The sequence below is a fragment of the Mesorhizobium sp. M7A.F.Ca.US.014.04.1.1 genome (genome assembly GCF_003998745.1).
Taxonomy (GTDB): domain Bacteria; phylum Pseudomonadota; class Alphaproteobacteria; order Rhizobiales; family Rhizobiaceae; genus Mesorhizobium; species Mesorhizobium ciceri.
In genome coordinates this window covers 1-13,186 of record NZ_RZRW01000102.1, presented here as the reverse complement: position 1 = coordinate 13,186, position 13,186 = coordinate 1, and the positions used below count along the sequence as shown (strand labels likewise).

14 protein-coding genes and 1 pseudogene are annotated in these 13,186 nt (G+C 62.1%); 3 read left to right on the top strand and 12 right to left on the bottom strand.

Annotated elements, in window-relative coordinates; all coding sequences use genetic code 11:
- From EOA22_RS09790 to fabA, 4 genes and pseudogenes are all read right to left on the bottom strand, one after another.
- Nucleotides 1–379, bottom strand: a pseudogene (locus tag EOA22_RS09790) (bifunctional diguanylate cyclase/phosphodiesterase); the annotation flags it as partial.
- A 207-nt stretch (nucleotides 380–586) separates the two neighbouring features.
- Nucleotides 587–1,399: an enoyl-ACP reductase FabI gene (gene fabI / locus EOA22_RS09785; RefSeq protein ID WP_013527887.1), complete on the bottom strand. Its 813-nt coding sequence runs from the start codon at nucleotides 1,397–1,399 to the stop codon at nucleotides 587–589.
- Nucleotides 1,400–1,412: 13 nt separating this feature from the next.
- Complete coding sequence (gene fabB / locus EOA22_RS09780) at nucleotides 1,413–2,633, bottom strand: beta-ketoacyl-ACP synthase I (protein WP_024503470.1); 1,221 nt, start codon at nucleotides 2,631–2,633, stop codon at nucleotides 1,413–1,415.
- Nucleotides 2,634–2,685: 52 nt separating this feature from the next.
- Nucleotides 2,686–3,201 (bottom strand): 3-hydroxyacyl-[acyl-carrier-protein] dehydratase FabA, encoded by a 516-nt coding sequence (gene fabA / locus EOA22_RS09775; RefSeq protein WP_013527885.1) that lies wholly within the window; start codon nucleotides 3,199–3,201, stop codon nucleotides 2,686–2,688.
- A 242-nt stretch (nucleotides 3,202–3,443) separates the two neighbouring features.
- Here fabA and irrA point away from each other — a divergent pair, with 242 nt between their 5' ends.
- Nucleotides 3,444–3,875, top strand: a complete 432-nt coding sequence (gene irrA / locus EOA22_RS09770) for an iron response transcriptional regulator IrrA (protein ID WP_024503471.1) — start codon at nucleotides 3,444–3,446, stop codon at nucleotides 3,873–3,875.
- Nucleotides 3,876–3,921: 46 nt separating this feature from the next.
- Entirely contained in the window at nucleotides 3,922–4,329 is a 408-nt protein-coding gene (locus tag EOA22_RS09765; protein WP_063169996.1) for a DUF4260 domain-containing protein, read from the top strand.
- Here EOA22_RS09765 and EOA22_RS09760 read toward each other — a convergent pair.
- Complete coding sequence (locus tag EOA22_RS09760) at nucleotides 4,302–4,862, bottom strand: SH3 domain-containing protein (protein WP_063170456.1); 561 nt, start codon at nucleotides 4,860–4,862, stop codon at nucleotides 4,302–4,304. The genes EOA22_RS09765 and EOA22_RS09760 overlap by 28 nt on opposite strands.
- Before the next feature lie 209 nt (nucleotides 4,863–5,071).
- Between EOA22_RS09760 and EOA22_RS09755 the strand changes: the two genes are divergently transcribed.
- Nucleotides 5,072–6,073, top strand: a complete 1,002-nt coding sequence (locus EOA22_RS09755; RefSeq protein WP_013527881.1) for a D-glycerate dehydrogenase — start codon at nucleotides 5,072–5,074, stop codon at nucleotides 6,071–6,073.
- Between the two features lie 47 nt (nucleotides 6,074–6,120).
- On the opposite strand, the gene EOA22_RS09750 is transcribed toward EOA22_RS09755, so the two are convergent.
- The 7 genes from EOA22_RS09750 to EOA22_RS09720 all read right to left on the bottom strand — a co-directional run.
- The gene (locus EOA22_RS09750; RefSeq protein ID WP_127218679.1) at nucleotides 6,121–6,609 is read right to left on the bottom strand and encodes a GNAT family N-acetyltransferase; all 489 of its coding nucleotides are present in this window, start codon (nucleotides 6,607–6,609) and stop codon (nucleotides 6,121–6,123) included.
- A gap of 4 nt (nucleotides 6,610–6,613) precedes the next feature.
- Nucleotides 6,614–7,369 carry a molybdopterin-synthase adenylyltransferase MoeB gene (locus EOA22_RS09745; protein WP_013527879.1) on the bottom strand — a complete coding sequence of 252 codons (756 nt, stop codon included), beginning with the start codon at nucleotides 7,367–7,369 and terminating at the stop codon, nucleotides 6,614–6,616.
- A gap of 31 nt (nucleotides 7,370–7,400) precedes the next feature.
- On the bottom strand, nucleotides 7,401–8,546 hold the full coding sequence (gene recF / locus EOA22_RS09740; protein WP_013527878.1) for a DNA replication/repair protein RecF: 1,146 nt from the start codon (nucleotides 8,544–8,546) through the stop codon (nucleotides 7,401–7,403).
- Nucleotides 8,547–8,628: 82 nt separating this feature from the next.
- On the bottom strand, nucleotides 8,629–9,747 hold the full coding sequence (gene dnaN / locus EOA22_RS09735; RefSeq protein WP_127389944.1) for a DNA polymerase III subunit beta: 1,119 nt from the start codon (nucleotides 9,745–9,747) through the stop codon (nucleotides 8,629–8,631).
- A 303-nt stretch (nucleotides 9,748–10,050) separates the two neighbouring features.
- Entirely contained in the window at nucleotides 10,051–11,526 is a 1,476-nt protein-coding gene (gene dnaA / locus EOA22_RS09730; RefSeq protein WP_127387494.1) for a chromosomal replication initiator protein DnaA, read from the bottom strand.
- A 925-nt stretch (nucleotides 11,527–12,451) separates the two neighbouring features.
- Nucleotides 12,452–12,718, bottom strand: a complete 267-nt coding sequence (gene rpsT / locus EOA22_RS09725; RefSeq protein ID WP_013533694.1) for a 30S ribosomal protein S20 — start codon at nucleotides 12,716–12,718, stop codon at nucleotides 12,452–12,454.
- Between the two features lie 182 nt (nucleotides 12,719–12,900).
- Nucleotides 12,901–13,186, bottom strand: a 286-nt coding sequence (locus EOA22_RS09720; protein WP_245478614.1) for an enoyl-CoA hydratase-related protein, incomplete at its 5' end; no start/stop codon positions are given.

Genomic DNA, 13,186 nt, shown 5'->3' with positions numbered 1-13,186 from the left:
GCTTGAACCGGTCGATGTCGATATCGATGAGGAACATCGGCTCGCCGGTCCGGCTGGTCGCGCATGCCGCCTCGGCAATCTTGCCGACCATCGCCGGACGTGCCACCAGGCCGGTCAGCTTGTCGAAATGGGTTTCCGTGAAGACGAAATCCGCCGATTCATCGACGCCGGCGAAGAAGGACATCGCGGCGACCGACGCCGCCAGTGCGCAAAGAGCGGCCATCACCGAGACCATCATGTCGGCGGAGATGCCGGCAAAGCCATCGCCGAGACCGAGCTTCAGGCCCCAGAGCCCGAGGACGAAACTGCCGAGACCCGAACTCGCTATGGTGAGCAGTCGGAACACCGGTGTTCGCTTCGGGTTGCTGACGGCGAGCATTGAAAGTTCCCCTGAGTACGGAGCTTTCTACCGGATATCTCCTTAAAATGAGTTTCCGCGAATGAATCCAATTTTATTGGACCGGAAGTATTTCTTGAGCGGATCAATGCGACTGGCGCTGAAACGGGGTTTAGCCGCGCGCTTTAAGCTTCGTGTTTTCAGATGTCCGCCATTTCAAAACCGTCGCGCACCTTTGGCCGACAGGCGTTAGTCTCGCCCGCCGTCGGTCTGCTTCAATTCGTCGAGCGTCGGCATGGAAACGATGTGATAGCCGGAATCGACATAGTGGATTTCGCCGGTAACCCCGGAAGACAGATCCGACAACAGATAAAGCGCCGAACCACCGACCTCGTCGATGGTCACCGTGCGGCGCAGTGGCGAGTTTCGCTGCTGGTAGGAGAACATGTGGCGGGCGTCCGAAATGCCGGCGCCGGCGAGCGTGCGCACGGGCCCAGCCGATATGCCGTTTACCCTGATGCCGCGCGGACCGTAATCGTTGGCGAGGTAGCGCACGCTGGCCTCCAGTCCGGCCTTGGCGACGCCCATGACATTGTAGTTCGGCATGACGCGGACGGAGCCCGCATAGGTCAGCGTGATCATCGATCCGCCGTCCTTCATCAAGGTGGCCGCATGGCGGGCGACCTCGGTGAAGGAGTAGCAGGAGATCACCATGGTGCGGACGAAATTGTCCCGGCTGGTGTCGGCGTAGAGGCCTTTCAACTCGTTCTTGTCGGAAAAGCCGATGGCGTGGACGATGAAATCCAGCCCGCCCCATTCGTTGCCCAGGGTCTCGAACGTGGCGGCGACCGAAGCGCTGTCCTCGACGTCGCACGGCACGACCAGCGAGGCGCCGAGCTTGTCGGCCAGCGGCTTGACCCGGCGTCCGAAGGCATCGCCCTGATAGGTGAAGGCGAGTTCCGCCCCGTGTTCGGATAATTTCCGGGCGATGCCCCAGGCGATCGAATGATCGTTGGCGACACCCATGACAAGCCCGCGCTTGCCCTTCATCAATCCGTCCATGGCCGGCAAATCCTTATGCGGAATAGCGCTGGAAAACGAGCGTGGCGTTGGTGCCACCGAAGCCGAACGAATTGGACAAAACAGTGTCGATCCTGGCGTCGTCGATGCGCTTTCGCACGATCGGCATGCCCTCGAATTCGGGGTCGAGGGTCTCGATATGGGCGCTTTCGCCGATGAAACCGCCCTGCATCATCAGGATCGAGTAGATGGATTCCTGCACGCCGGCCGCGCCCAGCGAATGGCCGGTCAGCGACTTCGTCGAGGTGATGTACGGCATCTCTGGGCCGAACACCTCGCGGATGGCGCCCATTTCCTTGGAATCTCCCACCGGCGTCGAGGTGCCATGGGTGTTGATGTAGTCGACCGGCGTGGAAACCGTGGCCAGCGCCTGGCGCATGCAGCGGACCGCGCCTTCGCCTGAAGGAGCAACCATGTCGTAGCCATCCGACGTCGCGCCATAGCCGACGATCTCGGCATAGATCTTGGCGCCGCGCGCCTTGGCATGCTCAAGCTCTTCCAGCACCAGCACACCGGCGCCCCCGGCAATGACGAAGCCGTCGCGATTGACGTCATACGCACGGGAGGCGGTCGATGCCTTGTCGTTGAATTTCGACGACATGGCGCCCATGGCGTCGAACAGGTCCGACATCGTCCAGTCGAGATCCTCGTGGCCGCCGGCGAAGACGATGTCCTGCTTGCCCCATTGGATCAATTCATAGCCATTGCCGATGCAATGCGCCGAGGTCGAACAGGCCGACGAGATCGAGTAGTTGACGCCGTGGATCTTGAACCATGTGGCAAGCGTCGCCGATGCGGTCGACGACATTGCCTTCGGCACCGCGAATGGACCGATGCGCTTGGGACTGCCGTTCTTCAGCGTCGTTTCGGCAGCTTCGACGATGGTGCGGGTGGATGGTCCGCCCGATCCCATGACGATGCCGGTGCGCTCATTGGTGATGTCGCTCTCGCCGAGGCCCGCATCCGCGATCGCCTGGTCCATGGCGACGTGGTTCCATGCAGCACCCTGGCTCAGGAAGCGCATCGCACGGCGATCGATCATCGCCGATGGATCGAGCGTCGGCGCTCCCCAGACCTGGCAGCGGAAGCCGTGTTCGGCGAAGGAATCCGAGAAGCTGATGCCTGATCTGGCGTCATGCAGCGAGGCTTGCACCTCGTTGGCATTGTTGCCGATCGACGACACGATGCCGAGGCCTGTGACTACGACACGTCTCATTCGCAACTCCTTCCAGGGATGCTGGCCAAAGGGGGCCGGCCAGGGGTGCCGGTCAGCCGACCGCCGACTGCTTGGACAGACCGACTTTCAAATCCGTTGCCGCGTATATGGGTTCGCCATCCGCCTTCAGCCAGCCATCGGCGATGCCGAGCACCAGCCGGCCCCGCATCACGCGCTTGAAGTCGATGCCATATTCGACCTTCTTCACCGAAGGCGTGACCATGCCCTTGAATTTCACTTCGCCGGTCGACAGCGCCATTCCCTTCCCGGGTTCGCCAAGCCAGCCAAGATAGAAGCCCGTCAGTTGCCACATGGCGTCGAGGCCGAGGCACCCCGGCATGATCGGATTGCCGATGAAATGGCAGGCAAAGAACCACAGGTCCGGCTTGATGTCGAACTCCGCGCGGATGAAACCCTTCTCGAAGGCGCCGCCGGTCTCGCTGATCTCGGTGATGCGGTCGAACATCAGCATTGGCGGATAGGGAAGCTGGGCGTTGCCCGGTCCGAACAGTTCGCCGCGGGCGCAGGCCAGCAATTCGTCGTACTCGTAGCTGGATTTACCCGCCATCAATCTCATCCCATATCGTTCCGGGCCATCGGGTGCCCTTGTCGTTGGTTTCCTAACACAATCTGTTTCAGGCCGGAAACCGGCGTTTGCGCTTAGCCTGCTCGTCTGCCTGGGTCAATGCGCGCTATTGATCGCATTCGGACGACAGAATATATGTCCTGAGAGGTCCGGTTTCGGCAGACGTTCATTTTTTTGCCATTCTGGGCGTGTCTTGGGGCGGAACTGTGGGGTTCGACGAGAAGATGGACCTGGACGGCCGGAAGGAAAATGTCGCTGTGGACAAGCGGGTCCGTGAAGCCGGGCTGAGGCCGACGCGTCAGCGCATTGCGCTGGCCGATCTGCTTTTCGCCAAGGGCGACCGGCATCTGTCGGCCGAGGAACTGCACGAGGAGGCGGTTGCCGCCGGCGTGCCGGTGTCGCTGGCCACCGTCTACAATGCCCTTCACCAGTTTACCCAGGCGGGACTTTTGCGCATCCTCGCCGTCGAAGGCGCGAAAACCTATTTCGACACCAACACCTCCGACCACCACCATTTCTACATCGAAGGCGAAAACCGTATATTCGACATCGACAGCGGTCCGGTGACGGTTGCGAACCTGCCGGAGCCTCCGGAAGGGATGGAGATCGCCAATGTCGACATCGTCGTGAGGCTGCGCCCCAAACGCCGCGAATGACTGGCGAGGCCGGAATCATCTGCCAAGCCAGAATTATCGGCCAGGGATGAAACCCCTCGATCTCGTAATCCGGCTCGAATGGGCGATCGTGGCACTGGCTGCCGTCATTTTCTACGGTTCGACCGGCATCTCCTGGTGGCTCTTCGGATTGCTTATCCTGGCGCCTGACCTATCGATGTCGGGCTATCTGGCCGGTCCGCGCGTCGGTGCCCTTGCCTACAACGCCTTGCACATCCTGATCGTGCCCGTGCTGCTGCTGCTCGGCGGGCACATGTGGGGCAATGCGGCCGCGATGGCGGTTGCGCTGATATGGATCGCCCACATCGCCATCGACCGTGCGCTGGGCTACGGTCTGAAGCTGCCGACCGGCTTCCAGGACACCCATCTCGGCCGTATCGGGCATAAAGCCAGGACCGCGAAAGAGAATCAGTCCTTGACCCGTTCGCCGGGATAGGCGCCCCAGACGACCGACTGGGCAAGCCAGCCGGTGTGGCCGTCGAACGTCATTTCGCACCACTGGCCGTCGCAGGATTTGATCGTACCCATGACGCCAGGTTCGATCATCGCGACCACCCTTGCATCCTTGTCGGGGCTGTTGAGAAGATTGATCCGGGTGCCCTTGCCACGCTGCCATGGTGCGACGATTGCCGTGCGTCGGCCGGAAAGCAGCGACTGGTTGATCCAGCCTTCCGAACCATCGGCATCGCGCACGCGGCGCCATGTGTCGAATTCCTGGATGATCTCCATCGGCAGGCCGGCCTTCATGTACATCCAGTCGACCGAGTAGTTGGCGCCGGGGCCGACGCGCGAGTTGACGCGGCCGGATTTCAGGCTGACGAATCGCGGCAGCGGCAGGCCGCTCGGCCCGAGCGTGACGACGCTCTGGGCAGGTGCAGCCGCACTCTGTGCCGCCGTAAGCGGAGAATAAAGCAGAGCGCCGAAAAATGCTGCACTGAGGGCCAGGCGAAGCGACGCGAAACCAGACACTTTCATTCCTTTCGGCGCTTGCCTCGGCGCCCCTTTTTCTTTGTCTTCGGCGGCACCGCTTGTTACATGGGTAATCGGCACCGCGACCGGCTTTCAGTTTCGCCGGTCTTGGTTAAAGAGGTCTCAACGAGATCGGGTTAGAGCAATTCCAGCAAACCTGTGAAGCGGTTTTGCGTTCGGAATTGCGGCAAATACTCGAGAGGGAAACAATGGCAGGCAAAAAAAGGCCTCTCGTCGTCATCACGCGCAAGCTGCCCGACCCGGTCGAGACCCGCATGCGCGAACTGTTCGACGCAAGGCTGAATGTCGAGGACCGGCCGATGACGCAGCCGGAACTGGTCGCGGCGGTCAAGGAAGCCGACGTTCTGGTGCCGACCATTACCGACAATATCGACGCGGCGCTGATCGCTCAGGCAGGCGACAACCTCAAGCTGATCGCCAATTTTGGCAACGGCGTCGACAAGATCGATGTCGCGGCTGCGGCCAAGAGGGGCATCACCGTCACCAACACGCCGAATGTCCTGACCGAAGACACCGCCGACATGACGATGGCGCTGATGCTGGCGGTGCCGCGGCGGCTCGCGGAAGGCGCCAATGTGCTCACCGGCGACAAGAAATGGGCCGGCTGGTCGCCGACCTGGATGCTGGGCCGGCGCATCTGGGGCAAGCGGCTCGGCATTGTCGGCATGGGGCGGATCGGCACGGCCGTAGCCAGGCGGGCCAAGGCCTTCGGACTGTCGATCCACTATCACAACCGCCACCGCGTGCTGCCGGCCGTGGAAGACGGGCTGGAGGCGACCTATTGGGAAAGCCTCGACCAGATGCTGGCCCGCATGGATATCATCTCGGTCAACTGTCCCTCGACGCCGGCAACCTTCCATCTGCTTTCGGCGCGGCGGCTGGCGCTACTGCAGCCCACCGCCTATGTCGTCAACACCGCGCGCGGCGACATCATCGACGAGGAAGCACTGGTCAAGCTGATCCAGGACGGCAAGATCGCCGGCGCCGGCCTCGATGTCTACGAGCACGAGCCGGCCTTGAACGGCAAGCTGCTGAAGCTCGCGGCCAAGAACAAGGTCGTGCTTTTGCCGCATATGGGCTCGGCGACGCTCGAGGGCCGTATCGACATGGGTGAAAAGGTCATCATCAACATCCGCGCCTTCGTTGACGGCCACCGCCCACCAGACCGCGTGCTGCCGCTCAGGACCTGACACTGTCGCGGTGCGATATCCGTGGCCCACAAACCGTAAGATAAGACTTACGGGAGAGCTTTGCGCATGGTGATCGAGGTCGGCCTGGCATAGCCGTCATGCGCCGTCCGTCCAGTTTCGCGAAAGCCGAGGCGAGCAAAGGCCGCGTGGTTCGCGGTCAACTCGATCCGCGTCTGAAGCTCGATGGCGGCCTTGCCGCGGCCGCGGGCAAGGTCTTCGACCGCCTGCATCAGCCGCCGGCCGATGCCTTGTCCCTGGCAGTCCGGCGCCACGGCGAGCTTGCCGACATAGAACTCTGCCACCTTTTCAAGGGCAAAGACGCAGCCGACGATCCGATCACCCCTGAGCGCCACGAAGCCGGTCTCCCGCCGCGCCTTGTCCCGCAGAGTGTCGGCGGTCAAAAGGTGGGCCGAGGAGGGCGGGTCGATGACGTCGTCCATCGAGGCGAAGGCACGCATGATCAATGCGAGCACATCGTCCCAACGGTCGAAATCGGTCGGGATCCGCCTGATGGAGACTGCTTCGATCAGGTCCAAGAATTCAGCTTCTCTTGTAACGGATGGTGTCGAAGCGCGCCGCCAGCCCATCATAAAGCAGCAGCCGGCCGACCAGCGGTTCGCCCACGCCGGTGATCAGCTTGACCGCCTCCATGGCCTGCAGCGTGCCGATGACGCCGGTCAGCGCGCCAAGCACGCCGACTTCGGCGCAGGACGGCACCAGGCCCGGCGGTGGCGCCTCGGGAAACAGGTCACGATAGCCTGGGTTGGGCTTGCCGTCCTTGCCGTCTTCGAATGGCTTCAGCACCGTGACCGAGCCGTCGAAGCGGCCGACGGCGGCATGCACCAGCGGTTTCCCAGCGCTCGCGCAGGCATCGGCCACGGCGTAGCGCGTTTCGAAATTATCGGAACCGTCGACGACGATGTCATAGCGGGCGACGAGGGCAGGCGCATTGTCCGTGGTCAGCCGGAACGTATGCGGTTCGACTGTGGTATTGGGATTGATGCGGGCGATTGCCGCCTTGGCGCTGTCGGTTTTCAGCAGGCCGACAGTGTCGGTGCCGTGAATGACCTGACGCTGCAGGTTGGAGAGCGAAACGGTGTCGTCATCGACCACGCCGAGCGTGCCGACGCCGGCGGCGGCAAGATATTCAAGCACCGGGGCGCCCAGCCCGCCGGCGCCGATGACCAGCACCCGGGCCTGCTTCAGCCTCTGCTGTCCGGCGCCGCCGATTTCCGGCAGCACGATGTGGCGGGCATAGCGTTCGATCTCGTCTGCGGTCAGGGCGGCAGTGGTCATTGCCTGATCATACAGGCACGGAAAAACCTTGTCAGGGGTCTTCGGTTGGCCCAACCGTCCCGTGGTCGACGGTCAGGAATTGCGCACGGCCCTGGAGACTGGAAAACAGCGCAGCATCGGTTCCTGTCATGAATGCCTGGCAGTTCAGTTCCTCCAGGATGGAAAACAGCGCCGCGCGCCGCCCGCTGTCGAGATGCGCAGCGATCTCGTCGAGCAGCAGGATCGGCGTCATGCCCGACATTTCGCCGGTCAGCCTCGCGTGCGACAGCACGATGCCGACCAGCAGCGCCTTCTGCTCGCCGGTCGAGCAGAGCTCGGCCGGCATCGCCTTGGGGCGGTGCCGAACCACCAGGTCCGAACGGTGCGGGCCGTCGAGCGTACGTCCGGCGGCGCGATCGCGCTCGCGGCCCTCGGCAAGCGTCCGACGGAAGCGTTCCTCCACATCGACCGCCGGCGCCACGGCAATCTCGGCTTCCAGCTCGCCTGAAAGGCCGATATCGGCTTGCGGAAACGGTCCCGTGTCGGGCAGCCTGTCGATCATGGCGGCCAGCAGGCGCACCATCTCGGCGCGCGCCGCGGCAATCGCCACACCGGTTTCGGCCATCTGCGTCTCGATAGCGTCGAACCAGCGGTCGTCCCGAGAGCTTTCGGTAAGCAGTCGGTTACGACCGCGCATCGCCTTCTCGTAGTCGATCGCACGTTGCCCGTGGCCGGGGTCGATCGCCAGCACCAGCCGGTCGAGGAAGCGCCGGCGATCCGCGGCCGGTCCGGTGAATAACGCGTCCATGGCTGGCGTCAGCCAAACCACGCGCAGCCATTCCAGCATGTCCTCGGCCGAACGCGCCGAAGCTCCGTTGATGCGTACCCGCCTGCCGCCTTCGCCGGCGGTGTCACCGCCGGAAATGCCTGTTCCGATCTCGACCTGGCCATCAGGTCCGTCGAGCCGGGCATGCAGCGCAAAGCCGCCGTCGCCGCCCTCGCGCGCGACATCGGCGTAGGGCGCGCGGCGCAAGCCACGTCCCGGTGTCAAAAAGGAGATCGCTTCGAGGAGATTGGTCTTGCCGGCGCCGTTGTCGCCGGAAAAAACCACGGCACCTGGCGCCAGATCGATCGTCAGCGCCGCATAGTTGCGGAAATTAGTAAGTGTTAGCTTACTTATATGGTTCTGTGCCGGCAACCGCTATCCGCCTATAGAAGTCGCCGTAAATATCGCGCTTGCCGCCGGTCCACAACAGGACCGAAGTGCTGACACCGCGCCGCTACACGCGCATCGGCATCAGCACATAGAGTGCGGTCTCGTCGGCCATGTCGTGGATCAGCGTCGGCGAACCGGCATCCGCCAGCATGAACTTGGCCTCCGTGCCGGTCAGCTGCGCGGCAACGTCGAGCAGGTACTTGGCGTTGAAGCCGATCTCGATCGGATCGGATGAATAGTCAGCGGACAGTTCTTCGGTGGCGCTGCCTGAATCCGGATTGTTGACCGCAAGCGTCACCTGACCCTCGCTGATCGACAGCTTCACCGCGCGACCGCGTTCGGAAGAGATGGTCGAAACACGATCGACGGCGGCGGCAAAGCTCTGGCGGTCGATGATCAGCTTCTTGTCGTTGCCTGTCGGAATGACCCGCTGATAATCGGGGAAGGTGCCGTCGATCAGCTTCGAGGTCAAAACCACGCTGCCGATGGTGAAGCGGATCTTGGTGTCCGACAGTTCGGTGGTCACCGCAACATCCGGATCGTCGACAAGCTTCTGCAGCTCGCTCACCGTCTTGCGCGGAATGATGATGCCCGGCATGCCCTCGGAACCCGCCGGCGCGTCGATCTCGGCGCGCGCCAGGCGGTGGCCGTCGGTCGCCACCGCGCGCAGCTTCAGCTTGCCGCCAACCTCATGCGTGTGCAGGTAGATGCCGTTCAGGTAATAGCGTGTCTCCTCGGTGGAGATGGCGAACTGGGTCTTCTCGATCAGGCCTTTCAGGGCAACCGAGTCGAGACGGAAGATATGCGAGAAGGATCCGGCCGAAAGCTCCGGGAAGTCGGATTGCGGCAGGCACTGAAGGCGGAAGCTCGAGCGGCCGGACGTCACCGTCATGGCGTTGCCGTCCTCGTCCGTCTTCAGCATCACCTCGGCGCCATCGGCGAGCTTGCGCACGATGTCGTAGAGCAGATGTGCCGGGACCGTCGTCGCCCCGCCGCGCTCCACCTTGGCGGGCGTCGCTTCGGTCACCTCGAGGTCGAGATCGGTTGCCTTCATTTCAAGGCTGGCGCCTTCGGCGCCGAGCAGCACGTTGGACAGGATCGGTATGGTGTTTCGCCGCTCGACCACACGATGGACGTGGTTGAGCGACTTCAGGAGATTTGACCGTTCCAGGATAACACGCATGACGAAACAGGCTCGCTTGAATGAATGACGGGTCACCAGTGAGCGGCGTCCCGCGAAAGGTCTGAATAGGCTCAGAATCTGCGTAAACTGACAGGAAAAAACCAGCAAACGCAAGCCCGCGCCGCCGGTTCAGGCCGGCTACGCGGGCTTTCTGGGGATAACGCGCCCGAAGTCCGCGAGCCAGTGTCGAAAAACCGAAATCCAGATCGCTTCCAGGCGATGCCACGAGCCCGATGCAGGCCCGGCGCCGCACTGGCAAGCCATTGAATCCCGGCGTTGTTTCGGTTCGGCCCTCCCGGAGGGTCAGGCCTGATCGTTGATCAGCCGCCTCAGAAGCTCAAGTTCCTGCGCCAGCGTGTTGTCGTTGCCGGAAAGGTCCTCGATCTTGCGCACGGCATGCAGCACCGTGGTGTGATCGCGGCCGCCGAAACGCCGTCCGATCTCGGGTAGCGAGCGCGGCGTCATCACCTTCGACAGGTACATGGCGACCTGCCGCGGCTTGACGATGGTGCGCGTGCGCCGGTTGGACAGCAATTCGGTCTTCGACACATTGTAGTGACGCGCCACGATGCGCTGGATGTCCTCGATACGGACACGCTTCGGCTCGCCTGTGCGATAGATGTGGCCGAGGATTTCGTCGATCCGGTCGATGGTGATCTGCGGCTCGAAGGATTGACGGAACAAAAGCTGATTGAAGGCGCCTTCCAGCTCGCGTCCGCTGCCGGTCACGGTGCGGGCGACGTGATTGAGGATCTCCTCCGAAATGTCGAGGGATGCGTCGTCGCTCCTGGCCGTGGCAAGGCGCAATTTGAGCATGCCGAGGCGCATGGCGAAATCGGGCGCCGACATTTCAAGCGCGACACCGCCATTGAGGCGCGAACGGACCCGCGGTTCGAGCGATTCCAGTTCCGATGGTGGCCGGTCGGCAGCGACGACGACCTGCTTGGCGCTGTCGAGCAGCATGTTGATCAGGTGGCAGAATTCATGCTGGATCGACTTGCCCTGCAGGAACTGCATGTCGTCGATGATGAGCAGGTCGATGTCGCGCAGCTGCTCCTTGAGCGTCAGAGCGTTGTTGTCGCGGATCGCGGTGGCAAAGCGCCACATGAAATACTCGGCCGTGAGATAGACGACGCGCGACTTGGGGTTCTGCTTCAGCGATTCCGCGGCGATGGCCTGCAGCAAATGGGTCTTGCCGAGCCCGACGGTTGCGTGAAGGAAGAGCGGATTGAAACGCACCGCGCTCGATTGCGATTCCGCCACTGCCTTGGCGGCGGCGAAGGCCACCCGGTTCGACGGCCCCTCGATGAAAGAGCCGAACGTGTAGCGTGGATCGAGCGGTGACCCCAGAACGTTGTGGCGGAATTCGCTCTCGATGGGTGTGCCCGGACGCGGAGTCGATGCGCGCTCCACCCGGCTGGGGCTGACTGTGCCTGCGGCAAGCGCCGTCTGCGTCTGCCGTGTCACCTTGCTGCGTGCCGGCGTTACCTCTGGCTCGGCCTGGGCGCGTCCCTGACGGGTTGCCGTGCGCACGACGATGTCTATCTTGAGAAGATCGGGATCCTCCTGCTTCCACAGCTCGGAGATGAGGTCGAGATAGTGGCCGTTGATCCATGAGCGCAGGAAGGCGGTAGGCACCGAGATGCGGACAATGCCCTTGGAAGCCTCGGCGACTTTCATGCGGCCAAACCAGCTCGAATAGACTTCGGTTCCCAGGCGCGCCTTCAACTGGGTCTTGACCCGGTCGAATTTCTGTTCCGCGTCGCTGGACACCGCCATGTCGTTTGCTCCGATCAAAGTTCCAGGAAATGGGAGGTCGCCCGTAAGTTCCCTTTCGATGCCGCTCTGCATGATCTTTTCCTTGTCCTTCCGTACCTGTTTTCCGCCGGGGATGCGCCTCCTGCATCCGGTTCCGGCGACCTAAGTCTTTGCTACGATGTCCGCTGCCGCCGCCGGCAGGTGAACGTCGCCCATTATCCGTGGGAACCGGTGCCGGCCCATGGAAGCCAGTCCGCGTTGGGTATGTCAGGGCAATACAACACCGTCCGGCGAAAAGAGCGCCGGCGCGCCGTCTACCTGCCATGTCTAGTTACGCCAGTCCCCTACCGTATCGAAAAAGACAAACCAAAGCCGTCCGCGGACTTGATCCGCGTTGCAAATCCCGCCAATTTAAGCTGGCCGATTCAGGCTTGGGTTAAGAGCCAGAGCCCGTCCCTTTCGATAGATCGACACTACCGAAATCGCTGTGGATAGGGCAAGGCCACGTCTAACGGATTTTTAAGGAATCTGGTTAGTGGAGGCGGGTTCGAGTGGCATGCCGCGACGGCACATTTTAACAAAGCCATTGTGATTCAAACCCTTTTCCGGCGAATATGAAAAACCGGGCGCTGACAGAAATATTCTGAAATAATTCGCTTGACAGCGACTTCTCCCCGATCGGGCCAGTCCGGTGTGGACAAGCTGTGGATCACCATCTGTAAGCGTTTGAAAAATATAAGCTATTTTTGACAGCCAAGAATCATTAGGCCGGCGATTTTCAAGCGTGCCGATCAACAGCAGGCATGCATATGCCGGCAAACTATTCCCTATTGTGAAATCCGCATAAGACGCCGTTTCCGGACATTCTTTTTAAGTGCTTGCCGGCAAACGAAAAAACCCGGCACAAACGGCCGGGTTCGAAGAACGTCAGTCTAGGCAAGTAATGTCAGGCCGACAGTACCTTGACCCGCTGAGCCAGTCGCGACACCTTGCGGGACGCCGTGTTCTTGTGAATCACGCCCTTGGTTGCGGCGCGCATCAATTCCGGCTCCGCGATCTTGAAGGCAGCCTGTGCGGCAGCCTTGTCACCGGAGGCAAGCGCCTCTTCGACCTGGCGGATATAGGTGCGGACGCGCGAGCGACGGTTCTTGTTGATCGCTGCGCGGCGGACGATCTTGCGCGTTGCCTTTTTGGCCGAGGATGTATTGGCCATGATGCCTCTCTTCTGATCTGGTCGGCGCATGCGGGATGCCGCAGGGCGCAAAAAACAAACGGGCTGCCACAGGGCCGCCTCGGTTGGTGCGGCTTATAGTTCAGCTTTTCCGGCGCGTCAACGCTGCCTGGCCTTCTTTTTGGCGGCCAACAACCATCTTCTTCGAAGCCAAGGGATTGGCGTCAGCGGTTGGTGAAATTCGGCTTCCGCTTCTCGGCAAAGGCCGCCATGCCTTCCTTCTGATCGTCCAGTGCAAACAGCGAGTGAAACAGCCGGCGCTCGAACCGCAATCCCTCGGCAAGCGTCGTCTCGAAGGCGCGGTTGACAGCTTCCTTTGCCATCATCACCGATGGCAGCGAGAAAGCGGCGATCTTGGCCGCGGCCTTCAGCGCCTCCTCGACAAGTTCACCGGCAGGCACGACCCGCGACACCAGGGCAGAACGCTCGACCTCGGCGGCATCCATCATC

Coding starts and splice junctions, on each gene's coding strand:
- fabA (WP_013527885.1), bottom strand. CDS start 3,201: ATGGCGGGTAAATCCAGCTACGAGTACGACGAATTGCTGGCCTGCGCC.
- dnaA (WP_127387494.1), bottom strand. CDS start 11,526: ATGGCGGTGTCCAGCGACGCGGAACAGAAATTCGACCGGGTCAAGACC.
- dnaN (WP_127389944.1), bottom strand. CDS start 9,747: ATGCGTGTTATCCTGGAACGGTCAAATCTCCTGAAGTCGCTCAACCAC.
- fabI (WP_013527887.1), bottom strand. CDS start 1,399: ATGGACGGATTGATGAAGGGCAAGCGCGGGCTTGTCATGGGTGTCGCC.
- EOA22_RS09745 (WP_013527879.1), bottom strand. CDS start 7,369: ATGACCACTGCCGCCCTGACCGCAGACGAGATCGAACGCTATGCCCGC.
- EOA22_RS09755 (WP_013527881.1), top strand. CDS start 5,072: ATGGCAGGCAAAAAAAGGCCTCTCGTCGTCATCACGCGCAAGCTGCCC.
- EOA22_RS09765 (WP_063169996.1), top strand. CDS start 3,922: ATGAAACCCCTCGATCTCGTAATCCGGCTCGAATGGGCGATCGTGGCA.
- rpsT (WP_013533694.1), bottom strand. CDS start 12,718: ATGGCCAATACATCCTCGGCCAAAAAGGCAACGCGCAAGATCGTCCGC.
- irrA (WP_024503471.1), top strand. CDS start 3,444: ATGGACCTGGACGGCCGGAAGGAAAATGTCGCTGTGGACAAGCGGGTC.
- fabB (WP_024503470.1), bottom strand. CDS start 2,633: ATGAGACGTGTCGTAGTCACAGGCCTCGGCATCGTGTCGTCGATCGGC.